The organism is Acidovorax sp. SRI_002 (assembly GCF_057586455.1).
Genome location: NZ_JBYCZW010000002.1, coordinates 187,075 through 203,513 on the forward strand (window position 1 = coordinate 187,075; position 16,439 = coordinate 203,513).

Here is a 16,439-nt window from a genome sequence, read left to right on the forward strand (position 1 = left end):
CACCTCCACCATGCACATGAACAGCCTCACCAATTGCGTCGCCGTTGTGACGGGCTCCAGCCGGGGCGCTGGTCGCGGATGCGCGACAGAACTGGGCGCGGCTGGCGCCACCGTGTACGTGACCGGACGCAGCCGACGCGAGCAAGCGGCACCGGGCTACGAACAGATCTCATCGCTGTCGAACCTGGAGCGGGTGCCGGGCAGCATCGACGAGACAGCCGAAGAGGTGACACGCGCGGGCGGCCGGGGCATTGCGGTGGCCTGCGATCACACGGATGAAGCGCAGGTCAAGGCGCTCTTCGAACGTGTGTATCGCGAACAGGGTCGCCTGGACCTCCTCGTCAACAACGCCTGGGGCGGACACGAGTCCTTCGATGGCGTGTTTCAGGCGCCTTTCTGGGAACGCCCGATGGTGCACTGGGATGCGATGTTTGATCGTGGCGTTCGCAATCACCTCCTCTCCAGCAGGCTGGCCGCACCGATGCTCGTGCGTCAGGGCCGGGGACTGATCGTGACCACGACGTTCTGGGACCGCGACCGCTACATGCAGGGCAACCTGTTCTACGACCTTGCCAAGGCCGCGATGACGCGGTTGGCCTACGGCATGGCGCAGGAGTTGAGGCCACATGGGGTGGCGTCGGTGGCGGTGTCCCCGGGCTGGATGCGCACCGAGTTCGTCCTGGCCGGTCACCAGACCGACGAGACCCATTGGCGCGAGCGACCGGAGCTCACCCGCACGGAGTCGCCCCGCTACCTCGGGCGTGCGGTTGTGGCCCTTGCCAGCGATCCCCGGGTGCTGGAGCGAAGCGGCCAGGTGGTCCGTGTGGGTGACCTGGCACGGGTTTATGGCTTTACCGACATCGATGGCCGTGTGGTGCCGCCTTTCGAACTGGAGGCGCAATGACTGTCGTCGTCTGCGCGCGCGAACCAGACTTGCCCCTGGAGGCGTTCCGGCGCATATTGATCGAGTCGGGGCTGGGGGCGACTCGGCCGGTCGACGACGGACCGCGATTGCGGCAGATGCTGGCCGGTGCGAGTCTCGTTGTGTCGGCCCGCGCGCCCGACGGGAACTTGTTGGGTGTGGCACGCTGCCTGAGCGACGGGGCCTGGGTGGCCTACCTGGCCGAACTGGCGATATCGCGAAGTGCGCAGGGCAAGGGCGTGGGCCGACAGCTCCTGCAAGCAGTCCGTGCCGAACTTGGCCCCCGCGTGACGCTGGTGCTGTCCTCAATGCCAGACGCGGTTGCCTTCTACGAAAAGGTGGGTATGCCACGAATGGCCGATGTTTTCTTCTACTCTCGCCAACAATGAATGCGATACAGAAAGACGTCCTTGCACCGCGAGGCAAAGGTGCTGAAGTCACACTCCGCCTGATGACCGAGGCCGATCTGGAGATGCTTCACGAGTGGCTCAACCGGCCACACATTGTCGATTGGTGGGGCGGAGAAGATGCACGTCCGAGTCTTGAAGAAGTCCTGCAACACTACCGCCCGAGTGCGCTCGCCGCTGAAGGAGTCACCCCATACATCGCGATGATCGGATCAGAACCGATCGGCTACGCGCAGTCCTACATCGCAATGGGCAGTGGGGATGGTTGGTGGGAAGAAGAGACCGATCCCGGTGTGCGAGGCATCGACCAATCGCTCGCAAACCCCGTTGACTTGAACCAAGGACTCGGGACCGCACTGGTGCGGGCACTGGTCAGCCATCTGTTCTCCGATCCGGCCGTGACCAAGGTTCAGACCGACCCATCACCGGACAACCCTCGCGCGATACGCTGCTATGAGAAGGCAGGCTTCGTTCAGAAAGGCACCATCGTTACCCCCGATGGTCCCGCCGTGTACATGGTTCAGACCCGTGAGGTCTACGAACTGGCACGCCGCGCTGCCTGTCGAGAACCTTAGGCAGGAGCTAGCCGCTCCGCGTACTGCATTTCGCCTTGAGTACTGATTTGGGTTAGGTTTACGTGGAAATCAACAGTGTCGGTCCAAAGGCTGATTGGATTCAGTCGTAGCCGAAGAATTGAACGACCGAGTGATCGTCGCCGATCGTTCACCGGGTAGTTGCAGTTTGGCGGCTGTCCGTCTGCGCTACGTGCTCGCTGTCGAAATGCAGGAGCCAACATGTGTCCCGTCACCGCGCGACGGACTGTCGATCCCGTGCGCACGCGTGGAGCGCGCTGTTCACTTCAGCTCAACGGCTTGCTGGCTTTCCTGACCGCGCGTACTGCCTGGGCGACTGCCCCACATGCCGACTGAAGGCCGTGCTGAACGTACTGGTGGACGCATAACCGACCCGCTCGGCAACCTGGGCGATGCCCAGACCCTTGCGGCGCAAGAGGTCCCGTGCAATCTCCATGCGCCAGGCAAGCAAGTACTCCATGGGAGCAACACCGACGATTCGGGTGAAGCGATCAAAAAACGCTGAGCGGGACAGCGCGGCCAAGGCTGCAAGCTGCGCCACAGTCCAGGCGTGATCGATCTGGGCATGCATCTGCTTCAAGGCAGGTGCCAACCGCTCGTCACCCAAGCCCCGCAGTAGGCCCGAAGGCGCATTGCGCGAGGTTGTCGAACGCATGTCCTTCAGCGCAGCAACCTACAGCGTTTCATCCCTTTCGCCCTCCGATCTATTCACTTGCCCTGAAGTCGGAAACGACCAACCAGACTCTGCCAGTGCGCACACTCCTCTCGGGGTGTTCGCACTGTATGTGTCCAGGCTTTCAAAAACTCTGTTGCCTCCAAGTGGCCCAGTTTTGAAACTTCCCATTCATTCAAACAATCATTAGAATGAATGCATGAGAGAACTCAAGAACCAGCTCTACGAGCAAGTAGCCCGTATTGGCAAAGCCATTGCCAGCCCGAAGCGCCTGGAACTCATCGAATTGCTGTGTCAGGGCGAGAAGACCGTCGAAACCCTGGCGACCCAAGCCGATATCAGCGTCAAGCTCGCCAGCGCCCACCTGAAAGAACTGCGGTTGGCTCGTTTGGTGGATACCCGCAAAGACGGCAAATACGTTGTGTATCGCCTGGCTAGCACCAGCGTGGCCGACCTGTGGGTCACCCTGCGCACAGAGGCTGAGGAGCGTCTGGTCGATTTGCAGATGGCGCTGGCATCCATTTCAGAGCCAGGCGCCGACATTCAAGGCATTGACCGCAGCGAAATCCTGCGCCGGGCCGCTGCAGGAGAAATCACCGTCCTGGACGTTCGGCCTGAGGAGGAGTTCAGCGTGGCGCATCTACCGCACGCCCGCTCGGTTCCCCTCGAAGAACTCAAACAGCGCCTGGCCGAGCTGCCCAAGGATGTGCCCGTGGTGGCATATTGCCGGGGCCCGTTCTGCTTGATGGCCAAGGCCGCCACAGAACTGCTGCGCAAGAAGGGATACCAAGCTTTCCACCTGTCCGACGGGGTGGCGGAGTGGCGCGCTCGCGGACTACCCGTTGCCAGCCCGTCAGAGCTTGCGTGAAGAGATGGACTCCGGGGCGCATCAACCGACTCCTTGTCCGCGCCCCGGTCCGGGCTACTACTAAACCACCTTCCATATCCCCGACAGCAACGGCACGGGGCCCCTCAAGGAGACCACCATGTTCTTTCGCCAACGCCTTGCCGCTAACGCCACGTTGTCTTACTTCTTCGGCTGCGCCGGTCTTCAAAAGGCTGTCGCAGTCGATGTCGTAGCCGGCGATGAGAACTGGTTTCTCCAAGAGGCTGAAAAAGCTGGTGTACGCATCGCGCACGTCATCGACACCCACGTTCACGCCGACCATTTCTCGGGCGGGCCGGAGCTTGCTCGCCTTGCTGGTGCCAGCTACCACCTTCATGAAAGCAACCTTGGGAGGACGGCTTTTGCGTTCTCCCCGCTGCGCGACGGGCAGCGGTTGGAGTCTGGCAACGTGCTGGTGGATGTCATTCACACCCCTGGCCACACGCCCGACAGCGTGTGCCTGCTGGTCCGAGACCTGCGACGTGGCGATGAACCCTGGTTCGTCATCACAGGCGACACGCTCTTTGTGGGGGCAGTCGGCCGTCCCGACCTGGCAGGACACGAGCGTGAAATGGCTGCGCAGCTCTACGACACGCTTCATACCAGGCTGCTGTCGTTGCCCGCCGAACTCGAAATCTACCCAGGCCACCAAGCAGGAAGTAGCTGCGGTGCAGGGCTGTCCAGCAAACCCGCATCCACCATCGGCTTTGAAAAGCGTTTCAATCCCATGCTTTCGATGTCCAGGGATGCCTTTGTCTCTGCATTGACTGCCGACATCCCACCGCAGCCCGCCGACATGGAGCACATCGTGCAAGCCAATCTGCGTGGCGCGGTTCCAGTCGCAGCAACTGTCTGAGCTGGCGATGAATTTCGGTATCCGCGCCAATCTCGGTCAGTTTCTGCAGCAGCTGCTGCAGGTGCTGCTGGTGGGCATGACCATTGGCATGATGCGCAATGTCGTGCCCGCGCTGGCCGAGACCGAGTTCGGCGTTCCGCGCGGATCGTTCATGCTGCTGGTGGCGTTTGTGGTGGCTTTTGGCTTCGTCAAAGGCACGATGAACTTCGCCGCAGGGCGCCTGGCCGAGGAGCTGGGTCGCAAGCGTGTCCTTCTGTTCGGCTGGCTGGTGGCCTGGCCCATTCCGGCGCTGATCTACTTTTCGCAGAGCTGGTCCTGGGTGGTCTTCGCCACGGTTTTGCTGGGCATCAATCAAGGACTGACCTGGTCGATGACACAAACCGCCAAACTTGACTTCACCCGCGCCGACCAGCGTGGCCTTGTGATCGGCCTCAATGAGTTCTCAGGCTACCTGGGGCTTGCCATCGCCGGTGTTGCTACTGGCTATCTCGCCTCAATACTGGGGCCGCGCGTGGGCCTGCTGTGGTTTGGCGGGGCGGTCATCGGTCTGGCGACATTGCTGGCATGGACCTCCGTTGCTGAAACGCTGCCCTGGGCGCGCGACGAGGTGAAAAAGCACCAAGGAGCTGGCGCCACAGTGTTTCGACCACGGTATCCCGAGGCAGTGAGCGAGCATCCATCAACGGCAGAGATGTTTGCCCTGATGAGCTGGCGCGACCGGCGCATGGCGAGCCTTTGCCAGGCCGGACTGGTCGAGAAATTTGTGGACGCACTCGTCTGGGCCTTGTGGCCGATCTACCTGCACCAGCAAGGGCTGAGTCTGCCGGGCATTGGATGGATAGTGGGCGTCTACGGTTTCACCTGGGGCGCCGCGCAGTTCTTCACAGGCAGGCTCTCTGATCGTGTTGGGCGGCACCTGCTGAATGTATGGGGAATGTGGGTTTGCGGAGCCGGGGTTGCGCTCATGCCGCTTGGTAGCGGCTCGTTATGGTGGAGCCTGTCCGCAGCCATAGCCGGTCTCGGAATGGCCATGCTGTACCCGAATCTGAGTGCTGCGGTGGCCGATATTGCCCATCCTCGTTGGCGCGCTTCTGCCATCGGTATCTACCGGTTCTGGCGCGATCTTGGTTATGGCATCGGCGCGCTGGGCCTGGGCGCAGCCGCAGCATTGGGAGGTGGACTAGAAAACGCCTTCTGGTTCGTCGCCGTTGCCATGCTGGTCTCCGGTGGCATCCTTCTGTACTGGGGCGAAGAGACTCACCCAAGGCTCAACCCCGCAGTGTGAGGGCGATGAATACAGACTGACTCGGGTGCATCGGAACTCTGGTTTCACGAACTGGTGCCGTGATCGGGTCCGTCCCCACTCTGACGGTAGCCTCTGGGTTGCTGAACTTGTTTGGCCGCAAAGCGCTTGCGTTTTGGTCGCCAAACTCGCATGTCCTAGGAACAGAAAAAAGGGTCAGCATCCATGGACGCCGACCCTTCATGCAGTAGCTAGGTGCTAGCTATCAATCGCAGCAACCCAACATTTCCAGGCAGCACTCAGCGAGTTCTGAGCAGCAATCGGTTTGGGCCATGGCCACGCCTGCAATCGATAGCAAGAGAGCGGCCACACTGAACTTCAAAAGTTTCTTCTTCATAGGAATGTTCCTGTTTAGGGTTGGATGGAAATTGAGGAATCAACCCAACCCTAGTCAGGAGGTCGCCACACCGATGCCCGCCAAGAAGCCCAGTCCTTCACAGAGCCGTCGGGCATGCCTGTGGACTGAGGTGAATCCGACATGCGGGACAGCGCGGAGGCCATCAGGTGCAAGCCGCAGGGTTGGCAGCCTGGAACGGCGCACCCATCCATATCACCGCATTCGGTAATGCAGCAATTCCCATAAGAAGAGACACTTGCCGATACCGTCTGGGTCAGGAAAACGCTACCCAGCAGTATCAGAAAGATGACGAGGATTTTTCGCACAACGGAACTGTACCGCAGGAGCCAACCGGCCACGAGAGACCCTCTGAAGTCCCAAATCTAGGCAAGCAGCGGAGCGAATTCCTCAGTCATTCGCGACGGCGCAATGCTGATGATCTCTGGCTCCACAACGTGGTGCTTCACAAAAGGGTCTTCTTCAACCCGAGCGGTCACCTCGGCCTTGTTGAGCTTGACTGCCAGCAACGCACCGCCTTGCGAATTCTCCAGAGACCCGGCGAGCAAGAACACCCCATCGTTGATCCCCTTTTCAATCCACTCCTTGTGTCCGGCCATCCACTGCGCGGCTTGCGAACGATTGGGCCCGAACTTGAGCAAGACAATGTGCATGAGAACTCTCTCCTATTGATAGCGATATCAGAGTTGGAATCTGTAATCTACTTTTGCGACGCGCCTTGACCCGCTGCATCCAGCACCCAGGCTTGGATCTGCTTGACCTCATGACGGATGAAGGCCTCGTCATGGAAGGCGTTGGCCAAGGAAGCAATGCCTTGGCTTCGCGCCAACAGGTGCATGGCCAACGCATCGGCATCCTTGATGCGACCCAGCTCTACAAACTGCTGCGCCAGCCAACGTCGGAACTGGCCAAAGATCATTCCCGCCTCGCCTTGTGAGGGATGTTCGAGCTTTGCCAGTTCGGCGCACAGTGTTCCTACCGGGCAGCCGAAACGCTGGATGTCCTTGCGGTTGTCAATCAGCATCTGCGCAAAGCACTTCAGCCTCTCGGAAGGCGTGCGCCCCTTGAGTGCCCAGGCGTCCAGCATCCCTTGCGTCTTGGTCGCCCTGTGAGCGATAACTTCTTTGAGGATGTCGTCCTTGGTTTTGAAGTGGTAGTAAAAGTTGCCGCGCGAGATACCCACTGCATCGGCAATGTCGGCAAACGAGGTGTTCTCAAAGCCGCGTTGATAAAACAGAAGATCGGCTTTCTCGACGATCTCCTGCCGTGTACTGGGTTTGGGGACAGCGGGTTTCATACTGAGGCCATTGTTGAAGGCGATTGCTGAGCGGCCGTTGGATAGTCCGTGTATCCACGCTCGTCTCCGCCATAGAACGTCGCCGAATCAGGAGTTGCGAGAGGCAGATCATGACGAAGCCGGGCGACCAGGTCCGGGTTGGCAATGAATGGCTTGCCGAAGGCGATCAAATCGGCTGAACCTTGCTCAATGGCCGCCATGGCCCGGGCTCTGCCGTATCCATTGTTGGCAATGTAAGTGCCGCCAAAGCGGCGTCTCAGATCACCATAGTCCACCAGAGGCTCAGCGGCCGACATGTCGCCCTCCAGTACATGAAGATATGCCAAGTGCGATTTGGAAAGCTCTTCGGCGTAGTACCCAAAATGCGCTGCCGGGTCGCTGTCGCGCATGTCGTTGAAGCAGTTTTCTGGACTGAATCGCACGCCCATACGGCCCTTCGGCCAGATCTCGCTGACTGCCGCCACGATCTCCAGCAGAAACGTCAACCGCTTTGCGGGTGATCCTCCATATCGGTCCCCTCGTTGATTGCTTCCATCCCGAAGGAACTGATCAATCAGGTAGCCATTCGCTGCGTGGATCTCGACACCGTCAAAGCCTGCGGCTTTCGCCAGTGCGGCGGCCCTCTTGAACTGGTCCACCACTTGAGGGATCTCCGCGGTGGTCAGCTCTCTTGGCGTCAAGAACGGCTGCATTCCACCGTATGTGACCGCCAAGCCTTCGGGCTTGATCGCTGAAGGGGCGACGGGTAGCTCTTCGTCCACCTGAAGACTGGGGTGTGAAATACGACCACAGTGCTGTAGCTGAGCAAAGATGTGCCCGCCTTTGGCATGGACCGCGTCCGTGACCTTCCGCCATCCCTGCGCCTGCTCCTCCGTGTAGATCCCGGGAGTTCCGGGATATCCAACCCCCTGAGCCGACACAGGAGCAGATTCCGAGATCACAAGCCCGGCGTCTCCACGCTGTCCGTAGTGGATCGCCATGCGAGGGGACGGTATGCCATCTGGTGCTGCGCGGTTGCGCGTCATCGGCGCCATGACGATCCGGTTGCTGAGCAACATGTCACTCAGCATGAAGGGGGCAAAAAAGCTCATGCATGCAAGACTCCGCAGATTTTGGTCATTTGTCCTAATATCCTAGGACAAATGACCTAATTATGTCAACACGCGCTTGAATGCTTGACCAGTTCAAGCCGGTAACCATCAGGGTCGGCCACGAATGCAATTTTTTCTGGAACCTGGCGTTGCCGGCCTGAATGCGTCATGTGACCAGGCGCGCGGACGACCTGCACGTTGGCCTCGGCCAGGTACTTGCAGGTCCGCTCAACGTTCGCAACCCTCAGGGCAACATGCCCAGAGCCCATAGACGGCCGGCCGTCGCCTAGGGGCGGAGTGGGTTCTTGGAAGTTTGCCGACTCGATCGTCGGGGCGGCTCTTACTGGGGTGGGGAGCTGTGGCTCCCATGTAAGAGTTCGCGCGAGCGTCCGATTCCTGGGCTGACCTAGAAATTTGCCTGCTAGCATCGAGAGGACGCAACCGCCGTGGACCAGCCGATTGCAACGGCTACGGCAGCACCAGGCTGGTTGCAGTCGTACGCTTCGCGTTCGCGAATGAGTACTATCGGCCAACTCCGGACATGCGAAGCCTAGCTCCAGTTGAGCCAGAAGCCGACGTTCGCGCACCTTTTTCAGAACTCCCTTGACCCGACCCTTAGGGCCACCTTTATAAAAACATCTTTCCAAATGTGAAGAGGTGAATTTGTGAACAGTCGAACCCGATTCCTGAGCCCTTCAGAGGCCGCGAGAAGGCTCGGCATCTCCGTGAAGGCACTACGTATTTACGAGCAACGTGGCCTTATTGCGCCGACGCGCACCGAGGCTGGCTGGCGGTCTTACGGACCGGTGGAGATGCAGCGTGCCGGCGAAATTGTGGCCCTTCGTGCGCTGGGCTTGAGTATTGCGCAAGTGGCCAGTGTTTTAGAAGGCGAGTCCGAGGGACTTGAGCCTGCCTTGGCCATACATCAGGCCGTGCTTGAAGACGATGCGCGTCGACTGGAAGACACCATCGAACGTGTTCGTGGTCTACGAGCCAAATTGGACAGAGGGCAGAGGCCAACCGTCTCAGAGTTGACGCGCTTGCAGGTTTCGACCAGTGGGCTGAGCGTCGAATTCGAACTCCCCTGGCCCTGGGGTGGTGAATTTTTCCAGTTGCACGACATCCGTCCCCTGAACTACATCGTGGGTCCGTTGGGCAGCGGAAAAACGCGATTGGCCCTGCGCTTGGCCGAGATGCTGCCGTCGGCGGCGTTCCTTGGCCTAGAGCGGGTTGCGGCAGGTGATGCGAAGGCGCGCTTAGACGCCGACTCGAACCTACGATTACGCGTCAACCACGCGATTGATTGGCTGGTCGAAGACGGCGCTGTCGCCTCCGAGGCGCTAACCGCTTTGCTGATCGGACTGGAGGCCGAAGGGTCGACCATTCTGGTCGTCGACATGGTCGAGCACGGACTGGATACGCCCACCCAACAGGCGGTGTCTGCCTATCTGCGTCGCCGTATGTCTATGGAGCGTCCGCTCTTCTTGTTGACACGTTCTGCTGTCATCCTCGATTTGGCTTCTGTTGGCACGGGAGAGTCCATTCTTCTCTGCCCTGCCAATCACAGCCCACCGATTCGCGTGGCGCCGTATCCAGGTGCTGCCGGCTATGAGGCCGTCGCAACCTGTTTGGCGGCTCCTGAGGTGCGCGCGCGAACGGAAGGCGTCATTGCATGGCGGCCTCCGAGGCGTGAGCATGATTGTGAGGATGGGCTGTTGATTTCCATGCAACCGTAACCCCCCCCTGTCTACTCATCTCGCCATCGCTGCAGCATCTAGCGCGAAGTGCATACTCACGATCGTCCCTTTCGCATCAGCGCGAATTGTCAGCCTCCCGCCCAGCCGCTCCGCGCGAGCGCGCATGCTTTGCAGGCCCATGCCCTGATGGGATGGGGGCAGCGCGTCGGCCGCAAAGCCAGTGCCGTTGTCCGTCACCGACAGCCCCAGATACCCATCCGCCGCAACGAGTTCCACCGTGACATGACTGGCGCGACTGTGCTTCAGCACGTTGGTCAATGCCTCCTGCAGCAGCCGCAGGAAGTCGAGGCTGCGCCGTCCATCTAGCCGGCAGTCGGCCAGTCCCCGAAGCTGCCAGTTGCAGCGGATGCCCGCGGCGTCGAGCAGCCGTGTGCTGCGGTGGCGCAGCGGTACCAGCCGATCGGCCAGCCGGTCGGTGTCGTCGAGCGAGGCGCTCTCGATCAGCAGGCGCAGGTCGTTGCTGATCTCACGCAGTGTCCACAGCGCGGTGTCGTCCACGCTGTCGGCGCGGCTCTGCAGTGCGTTGATGTGGCCGCTGAGCATCATGCCCAGGCCGTCGTGCAGGTCGCGCACCAGACTCAGACGCTCGCTCAAGCGGGTGTGCTCCAGCGCCGCGGCGTGCTGGTGGTGCAGCACCTCAGCGAGCTGGCTGGTGGCGGCGTCGATGCGCTGGCGCAGTTCGGCGTTGAAGTTCTCCACCAAGCGCATGCCGGTGACCAGGCGCCAGGTCAAGACCGACGCGATGCCCAGCAGCATCGCGCACGAGGCCACTGGAGAGTAGAACTGCAGGCCGGGAAGCACCTCGAGGAACACCAGTCCATCGTGGACGCACGTGACGGTCGGCAGTATGACCCACAGGGCCAGGACCCGGGATTCCAGCTGTCGCGAAGTCCAGGCGTGCCGGCAGATCAGCCCGAAGCCAGCCAGGAAGAGACTTACCGCGAGAGTCACTGCGGCGCTGCGCACGCCCGCCAACAGGTTGGCGGGCGCCACAGCCAGCGCCACGATGCACAGCGCGGTCAGCGCGAAGGTGCCGCGCTGCAGTTGGCGTCCGGCCATGTTGCAGAAGCGCAAGGCGAACAGCACGAAGGAAGCGACGCTGCCCAGCAGGAACGCCAGGTTTGCGAACTGGTAGACATGGGTGTCGGGGTACGGCCAGGCTTCGTTGGCAACGTAGTTGTAGGCATAGGGCAGCCATAGCAAAGAGAACAGGCTGTACCAGCCATACGTGCTCTCGCTGCGCCGAAGCAGCCACAGCATGCCGTAGAGCACGCCTGTTGCCAGCGTGAGGCCGATGCCCATCTGCAGCAGGGTGCGCCGCACCAGTTCGCTGTCGCGGTACTGCAGCGCCAACGGCGTCGGATCGCCCAGCACGACCGCGCCCAGCCCCGGCTGGTAGGGCGACAAGCCAGACACGCGCACCAGCAATTCGTTGGAGCCCTGTCGTAGCAGCGGCGAGTCCAGTACCCAGTACTGCGGTCGATTCCAGGCACGCGACAACGGTTCGGACAAGTGGGCATCACGCCCGAGCAGGCTGCCGTTCAGGTAGACCGCGCCGGCCATGACCACGTAGTCCAACAGCAGGCCGACCGGTTGCCGCGTATCGGCTTGCTGCCAGCGCAGCCGATACCAGACCACGCCGTCGAAGTCGGGCCAGCGCCCAGCCCAGCCGTCAGGCAGCGTGACCGGGACCCAGCCATCGGCCGGCGGCGTGGTTGCGTTCCAGTCGCTGCGCACGGCCTCGATGCGCTCGAAAGCTGGCGCCGCAGCTACCGGTAGCATAGTCAGCGCGACGATCAGGAAGAGCAGCGCATGCAACACGCGAAGGCTCAGGGCAAGAGGCCCATCGAACGCGCGCTGTGCACGGCCGCGCCGCGCGAGCGCACGGCGAGTTTGCGGTAGATGTTCTTCGCGTGGCATTCGACGGTGTGAATGGACAGCTGCAGGCTCTCGGCGATTTCGCGGTTGCTGTGTCCCTGGGCGACCAGGTGCAGAACATCCATTTCCCGCTCGGTGAGCTCGCCTGCATTCACGCCCGCCGCTCGGGGCACCATGGTAACGGCGGGAGGCGCATTCATCAGCGCCAGGATGCGTCGTGCGATCACCGGGTCGATCGGTGCGCCGCCGCGCTGCATGCTGCGCAGCGACAACTCCAGTTCCATGTCGTCACCGTTCTTCAGCAGGTAGCCGACCGCGCCAGCGCGGATCGCGCGCAGCACGGTGGCGTCGTCGCCCAGGCTGGAGACCACCACTGCTTCGATTTGCGGCGCATGCGTCTGCATCCAGGGAAGCAGTGTGATACCGTTGCCGTCGGGCAGGCCGACGTCCAGCAGCACCAAGTCGAAGTGCTGGCGCCCCATCAATGCACGGGCGTGCACCAGCGTGCCGGCCATGGTGCATTCCAGCTCCGGGTACACGCGCGTAGCCACGCGCTGCAGCCGCCGCCGTACCAGCTCTTCGTCATCGATGATCAGTATTCGCACCAAGGTGTTCTGCTTTCGGGCGCCGACTGTCGCACAAAGCGGCTGTGCGGGCCATCGTGGAGACCGGTCAGGGTATCAGGATCACCTCGGCGCTGACTGCACCCGACCGACCGACGGGGCTGGCAACGCTGCCGGCTTTTCCGCCGGTACCGCCCTTGCCGCCGCGTCCGCCGCCGACACTTAACACTCCTGCGCGCGTAGCGTCTGCGCTGTGATCGATGACGATGCCAACGGAGGGACCGCCATCGCCTCCCAAGCCGCCGCCGCCGAAGCCGCCGTTGCCGCCGCGGCCACCATCGCCGCCGCGTCCGGGCGTGAAGTGGTTCGCCAGGCACGTATTTTTTCGAGGCTGCGCGGGCCGCCAAGGCGCCGATTTACCAGGGGACCCCGCGCCGCCGTTGCCTCCCGCTCCACCGACCCCGCCCACGCCTTGTTCGATGAAGAGCATGTCGTACGCCAAACGGCTGGACGGTCCCGCAACCACGCCGAAAGAGCCGCCTCCCGTGCCTCCAGCTTCCGCACCGTGGCCGCCGCATCCTCCCTCACCGCCGGGTGCACCGGGGGTGCCCAGGAGAATCTCCGCATCGCACCAGTACCACGCTTGAAACTTCGAGCCTCCCGCGCCACCGCCACCGCCCCCCCCACCTGGGCCTCCGTTCCCAGAGGCCGGCAGGCGGCCCATGGACCAGTGAACCTCCAGTGCCGGCCAACCGAAAGCGCCCCAGTCGACGGGAGGCACATCGGGCGCGGTGCCTGAAGGCCCCACCATCCCCGGCGAGCCCGACGCACCGGAGCCAACCTGGCCCGCGCCGATGTTGTCTTTGCATTTTGTGCTTCCCGCATTACCACCTGCGCCGCCCGACCCACCGCCTTGGACGGTGCTGCCCGCGGTGCCGGCGTGACTCTCGCAGTAAGTGTCGTCGACATGACGTTCTTCCGAAGTACCCCCCTGACCACCTGCACTGCAGATTCCGGATCCGGCCGCCCCATCGGTTCCGCGCAGCCCCGGAGCGCCGACGCCGGCGAACACTTTGACGCGGTCGAGCGACAGATCGCCTGAAGGGCCGACGGCCACTGCGATGCTCGCGCCCGTTCCCGGTCTGGATGCGGCGAGCTTCGGTCCGACGACGATCACGTTCTCTAGGGCGCCTGATGCGTGAGCAGGCACGAGAACGGAGGGAGAACTCGGGCCGAACAACACGGTGGCATTCACCGTGCCCGAAGGCAGCGTTCGGGCTTCCCAAAGGCTGTCTGGAATAGGGGATGGGGTCGACCATGTTGGGGGACGGAAGCCGCCGCGCACGCGCACCCCGCCGGACAGAACGAAGGACGCCTCATAGAGCCCGACCGCTGCACGCACCTCGCCGTTGGAGCCGGCGGCCTTAACGCCCTTGGCCAAGGTGGCGAAGGGGGCGGCGGGCGTGCCCGGGTTGGCGTCGTTGCCCGACGGTGCAACGTACACCGTGGACGCGGACACCGGAAGAGCCAGAAGGGCGAATAGCGTCCAGGCGCCCACGCGAAGAGGGGGAACGTCGGTGCCGAGGTGTTTATTCATGACCGCCCTCCATCGCCTTTTGGTGGCGCGATCGCGATTCGCTCTCTTCCTGGGCGCGTTCCGCTTCCACTTGCTCGCTCGCCACGTCGGAAGCGTCTTTTTCCGCTTCCGCGAACTCCTCGGAAAGGCTCTCCACCTCTTCCTCGCTCGAACCGTCTTCTTGGGCTCTGCGCAAGTCGGCCGCCAATTTCGTACTGTGCGCAACCCGCTCCTTCAAGCGACTCTCCAGTTCTGCAATCCGCTCTTCCATAGCCGCAAGACGCTCATCGCGAGAATTGCGTTCCTGAAGAAGCAAAGACCCGTCCAGCGCATCCATCTCGACCGCCATCCTGGCATCGTCGTCGGACAATGACAGGCGGGTCCTGGCCACCACCTCGTTGGCGCGGGCGCTGTCCGCCGTATCACGCGCAGGGGCGTCTGGGGTATCGGCGTTGGCCTTCTTGCGCCGATGGAACTTGTAGAGGAAGTAGATGCCCGAAAGAATGACCCCTCCCGCCGTAACCCAGCCGGCGATGAGATTGAGCCAGCCCAGCCCGCGCACTTCTTCGATGGGCTCGGTCTTCTCGATCACAGTCAATGTGCGGGTTTCGACAATGGGGTTTTGCACGCGTTCGGGGCCGGGGCTCACTTCGAGCTGGACGCTGTAGCTGCGCTGTGCTTCCTGGAGGCCCACCTTCCCGGTAAGCGAGGGGGCGGACGCAGGCCATCCATTGCGAGCGTTGCCGGCAGCATCTGCCCACCTCAGCGAGCCGGGCAGCCTGGCGCCTGCGGCAAGCGTGATGGTGTTGGCTACGCTGCCCGCACTTCCGCCGCTGGCGCTGAAGAGCACGTTGTACTCCGCGCGACGCACGATCGGCGGGAGATCGGCCGGGGTCAACGAGAGGGTCGGTGTGCTCGACACCGGCAGGCGCACGCGAAAGTCGAGAGACAGGGCAGGTGTGCTGTCCGTCGCAATGCGAGACACGTTGACGACGAACTCGTACTGACCGGCGTGCTGTGTTTCTCCAGGCGTGGCCTGGAACCAGCCGTAGGTCCCCACATCATCCGAAGGGTCCAGCACGGCGAGTATTTCGGGCAAGGTTCCGTGATCGCCGATGGTCCAGCGATAGGGCGCCTCCGCGGACGGAGGTGGTCCGTTGAACCCAAACGGATGAAACTCGACGAGGTAATCGTTCTTTTCGACTGCGGTGGGCAGCACAAGCAGACGATCGCCCGCGCTGGTGGCGTTACCGGCGTCGAGCACGGCGGTGCTCGATACCCGATGGTTGCCTGACTCGACGTACACCGGTGGTCCGCCGTCGGGAGGGAGGGCGCGGCGCTGGAGCGCGGCATGGTCGAGTGCGATGGTGGCCCAGAACCCGAAGGCCCACGGATATTCGCCCTGGTCTTCCCAGAACGCGGTGAGGCGGCGATCGCCGGATTTCGTTTTCTGAAAGAACAGTGCCCAGCGCTGACCCTGGATGCGACCGGTCAGCGTGTTGCGCACGTATTGCACGTCGGTCGCGATAACGTTGCCCCATGCAAATCCCGGCATGGCATGTCCTGCGTCCACCGACAGCATGCCGGCGAGCCATGCCCACTCACCGTCCCGCAAGGACCCAAGGGTGTACTGTCCGGCCCAGGCCGTCAACGGATCGCCGTCGGTCAGCGACACCGCGCCTTCTGCGGTGTAGCTGTTTCGCTTGCCCTGGAGCGCGAGGGCGCGGCCGGTTCCCTTCGGGCCGCGAGTGAGTGCGCCCGTGCAATGGAACTCCATCCGATCAGGCGCCACCAGTTCGAACACGTCGTCGGGCTGTGAATGCAGCGGCGTATCGAAGCAGAGCGTGCCCTGAAGATCGGGCAGGTCGATGGCGAGAACGCGGTTCTTCATCGGGGCGTCGAGCACCCAGACCTTTCCCGTCACGCGCTCGCGCAGCCGCGCGGTTTGGACATACACGTCGAGCTGGTACACAGCGCCCGCGGATGAAATGAGTGTGTACGCGCCCGACCAGAACCCGCGATCGTTGGCGAACGCATCGTCGCGCACAGCGTGGATGGCGTCCATCGTGGTGAAGAACCCCCGGTCCGACAGCACTTTTTCGACCTGCTGCGTCCACGCCGCCGTGTCGGTACGCAGGGCCGGATCCGCGACGAGACGCGACCAATCGCCGAGCAACAAGCGGGCTTCCATCGTACCGGCGCTGGCGTGGCGCCAGAACCTTTGGGCGTTGCGGACTTCGAGACTGGATTCGGTGGGTGAGGTCATAGTGGCAATCCTTCGG

16 protein-coding genes and 1 pseudogene are annotated in these 16,439 nt (G+C 62.4%); 7 read left to right on the plus strand and 10 right to left on the minus strand.

Features of this window, described 5'->3' with window-relative positions; all coding sequences use genetic code 11:
• Positions 1 to 10 precede the first annotated feature (10 nt).
• Genes AC2YJX_RS05725 through AC2YJX_RS05735 form a run of 3 tightly spaced genes read left to right on the plus strand, consistent with a single transcriptional unit; the run spans position 11 to position 1,904 of the window.
• On the plus strand, positions 11 to 904 hold the full coding sequence (locus AC2YJX_RS05725) for an SDR family oxidoreductase (protein WP_487255496.1): 894 nt from the start codon (positions 11 to 13) through the stop codon (positions 902 to 904).
• Positions 901 to 1,311, plus strand: coding sequence for a GNAT family N-acetyltransferase (locus AC2YJX_RS05730; RefSeq protein ID WP_487255497.1), 411 nt, complete (start codon positions 901 to 903; stop codon positions 1,309 to 1,311). The genes AC2YJX_RS05725 and AC2YJX_RS05730 overlap by 4 nt, the downstream gene beginning before the upstream one ends.
• A complete protein-coding gene (locus AC2YJX_RS05735) occupies positions 1,308 to 1,904 on the plus strand; it encodes an AacA4 family aminoglycoside N(6')-acetyltransferase (RefSeq protein WP_487255498.1) in 597 nt (198 codons plus the stop codon). Before AC2YJX_RS05730 ends, AC2YJX_RS05735 begins: the two co-directional genes overlap by 4 nt.
• 289 nt (positions 1,905 to 2,193) lie before the next feature.
• On the opposite strand, the pseudogene AC2YJX_RS05740 reads toward AC2YJX_RS05735, so the two are convergent.
• Positions 2,194 to 2,553: pseudogene (locus tag AC2YJX_RS05740) on the minus strand (helix-turn-helix transcriptional regulator); the annotation flags it as partial.
• A gap of 241 nt (positions 2,554 to 2,794) precedes the next feature.
• Here AC2YJX_RS05740 and AC2YJX_RS05745 point away from each other — a divergent pair.
• The 3 genes from AC2YJX_RS05745 to AC2YJX_RS05755 all read left to right on the plus strand — a co-directional run bounded on the left by AC2YJX_RS05745 (position 2,795) and on the right by AC2YJX_RS05755 (position 5,622).
• The gene (locus tag AC2YJX_RS05745) at positions 2,795 to 3,463 is read left to right on the plus strand and encodes an ArsR/SmtB family transcription factor (RefSeq protein WP_228898050.1); all 669 of its coding nucleotides are present in this window, start codon (positions 2,795 to 2,797) and stop codon (positions 3,461 to 3,463) included.
• A 118-nt stretch (positions 3,464 to 3,581) separates the two neighbouring features.
• The gene (locus tag AC2YJX_RS05750) at positions 3,582 to 4,337 is read left to right on the plus strand and encodes an MBL fold metallo-hydrolase (protein ID WP_487255499.1); all 756 of its coding nucleotides are present in this window, start codon (positions 3,582 to 3,584) and stop codon (positions 4,335 to 4,337) included.
• A gap of 7 nt (positions 4,338 to 4,344) precedes the next feature.
• A complete protein-coding gene (locus AC2YJX_RS05755; RefSeq protein ID WP_487255500.1) occupies positions 4,345 to 5,622 on the plus strand; it encodes an MFS transporter in 1,278 nt (425 codons plus the stop codon).
• A 223-nt stretch (positions 5,623 to 5,845) separates the two neighbouring features.
• Here AC2YJX_RS05755 and AC2YJX_RS05760 read toward each other — a convergent pair whose 3' ends face one another.
• The 5 genes from AC2YJX_RS05760 to AC2YJX_RS05780 all read right to left on the minus strand — a co-directional run bounded on the left by AC2YJX_RS05760 (position 5,846) and on the right by AC2YJX_RS05780 (position 8,811).
• Positions 5,846 to 5,977 (minus strand): hypothetical protein, encoded by a 132-nt coding sequence (locus AC2YJX_RS05760; RefSeq protein WP_255669814.1) that lies wholly within the window; start codon positions 5,975 to 5,977, stop codon positions 5,846 to 5,848.
• A gap of 383 nt (positions 5,978 to 6,360) precedes the next feature.
• Positions 6,361 to 6,648, minus strand: a complete 288-nt coding sequence (locus AC2YJX_RS05765) for a YciI family protein (protein WP_228898044.1) — start codon at positions 6,646 to 6,648, stop codon at positions 6,361 to 6,363.
• 47 nt (positions 6,649 to 6,695) lie between these two features.
• The gene (locus AC2YJX_RS05770) at positions 6,696 to 7,292 is read right to left on the minus strand and encodes a TetR/AcrR family transcriptional regulator (protein ID WP_487255501.1); all 597 of its coding nucleotides are present in this window, start codon (positions 7,290 to 7,292) and stop codon (positions 6,696 to 6,698) included.
• Positions 7,289 to 8,383, minus strand: a complete 1,095-nt coding sequence (locus AC2YJX_RS05775) for an alkene reductase (protein WP_487255502.1) — start codon at positions 8,381 to 8,383, stop codon at positions 7,289 to 7,291. Before AC2YJX_RS05775 ends, AC2YJX_RS05770 begins: the two co-directional genes overlap by 4 nt.
• A gap of 65 nt (positions 8,384 to 8,448) precedes the next feature.
• Complete coding sequence (locus AC2YJX_RS05780) at positions 8,449 to 8,811, minus strand: VOC family protein (protein WP_487255503.1); 363 nt, start codon at positions 8,809 to 8,811, stop codon at positions 8,449 to 8,451.
• 237 nt (positions 8,812 to 9,048) lie between these two features.
• On the opposite strand from AC2YJX_RS05780, the gene AC2YJX_RS05785 reads away from it, so the two are divergent.
• Entirely contained in the window at positions 9,049 to 10,119 is a 1,071-nt protein-coding gene (locus tag AC2YJX_RS05785) for a MerR family transcriptional regulator (protein WP_487255504.1), read from the plus strand.
• A gap of 15 nt (positions 10,120 to 10,134) precedes the next feature.
• Here AC2YJX_RS05785 and AC2YJX_RS05790 read toward each other — a convergent pair whose 3' ends face one another.
• From AC2YJX_RS05790 to AC2YJX_RS05805, 4 genes are all read right to left on the minus strand, one after another.
• Positions 10,135 to 11,961, minus strand: a complete 1,827-nt coding sequence (locus AC2YJX_RS05790; RefSeq protein ID WP_487255505.1) for a sensor histidine kinase — start codon at positions 11,959 to 11,961, stop codon at positions 10,135 to 10,137.
• A gap of 8 nt (positions 11,962 to 11,969) precedes the next feature.
• Complete coding sequence (locus AC2YJX_RS05795) at positions 11,970 to 12,623, minus strand: response regulator transcription factor (RefSeq protein ID WP_487255752.1); 654 nt, start codon at positions 12,621 to 12,623, stop codon at positions 11,970 to 11,972.
• 67 nt (positions 12,624 to 12,690) lie between these two features.
• Complete coding sequence (locus tag AC2YJX_RS05800) at positions 12,691 to 14,178, minus strand: hypothetical protein (protein ID WP_487255506.1); 1,488 nt, start codon at positions 14,176 to 14,178, stop codon at positions 12,691 to 12,693.
• Complete coding sequence (locus AC2YJX_RS05805; RefSeq protein WP_487255507.1) at positions 14,171 to 16,423, minus strand: hypothetical protein; 2,253 nt, start codon at positions 16,421 to 16,423, stop codon at positions 14,171 to 14,173. Before AC2YJX_RS05805 ends, AC2YJX_RS05800 begins: the two co-directional genes overlap by 8 nt.
• Between the last annotated feature and the right edge of the window lie 16 nt (positions 16,424 to 16,439).

Coding starts and splice junctions, on each gene's coding strand:
- AC2YJX_RS05725 (WP_487255496.1), top strand. CDS start 11: ATGCACATGAACAGCCTCACCAATTGCGTCGCCGTTGTGACGGGCTCC.
- AC2YJX_RS05730 (WP_487255497.1), top strand. CDS start 901: ATGACTGTCGTCGTCTGCGCGCGCGAACCAGACTTGCCCCTGGAGGCG.
- AC2YJX_RS05735 (WP_487255498.1), top strand. CDS start 1,308: ATGAATGCGATACAGAAAGACGTCCTTGCACCGCGAGGCAAAGGTGCT.
- AC2YJX_RS05745 (WP_228898050.1), top strand. CDS start 2,795: ATGAGAGAACTCAAGAACCAGCTCTACGAGCAAGTAGCCCGTATTGGC.
- AC2YJX_RS05750 (WP_487255499.1), top strand. CDS start 3,582: ATGTTCTTTCGCCAACGCCTTGCCGCTAACGCCACGTTGTCTTACTTC.
- AC2YJX_RS05755 (WP_487255500.1), top strand. CDS start 4,345: ATGAATTTCGGTATCCGCGCCAATCTCGGTCAGTTTCTGCAGCAGCTG.
- AC2YJX_RS05760 (WP_255669814.1), bottom strand. CDS start 5,977: ATGAAGAAGAAACTTTTGAAGTTCAGTGTGGCCGCTCTCTTGCTATCG.
- AC2YJX_RS05765 (WP_228898044.1), bottom strand. CDS start 6,648: ATGCACATTGTCTTGCTCAAGTTCGGGCCCAATCGTTCGCAAGCCGCG.
- AC2YJX_RS05770 (WP_487255501.1), bottom strand. CDS start 7,292: ATGAAACCCGCTGTCCCCAAACCCAGTACACGGCAGGAGATCGTCGAG.
- AC2YJX_RS05775 (WP_487255502.1), bottom strand. CDS start 8,383: ATGAGCTTTTTTGCCCCCTTCATGCTGAGTGACATGTTGCTCAGCAAC.
- AC2YJX_RS05780 (WP_487255503.1), bottom strand. CDS start 8,811: ATGCTAGCAGGCAAATTTCTAGGTCAGCCCAGGAATCGGACGCTCGCG.
- AC2YJX_RS05800 (WP_487255506.1), bottom strand. CDS start 14,178: ATGAATAAACACCTCGGCACCGACGTTCCCCCTCTTCGCGTGGGCGCC.
- AC2YJX_RS05805 (WP_487255507.1), bottom strand. CDS start 16,423: ATGACCTCACCCACCGAATCCAGTCTCGAAGTCCGCAACGCCCAAAGG.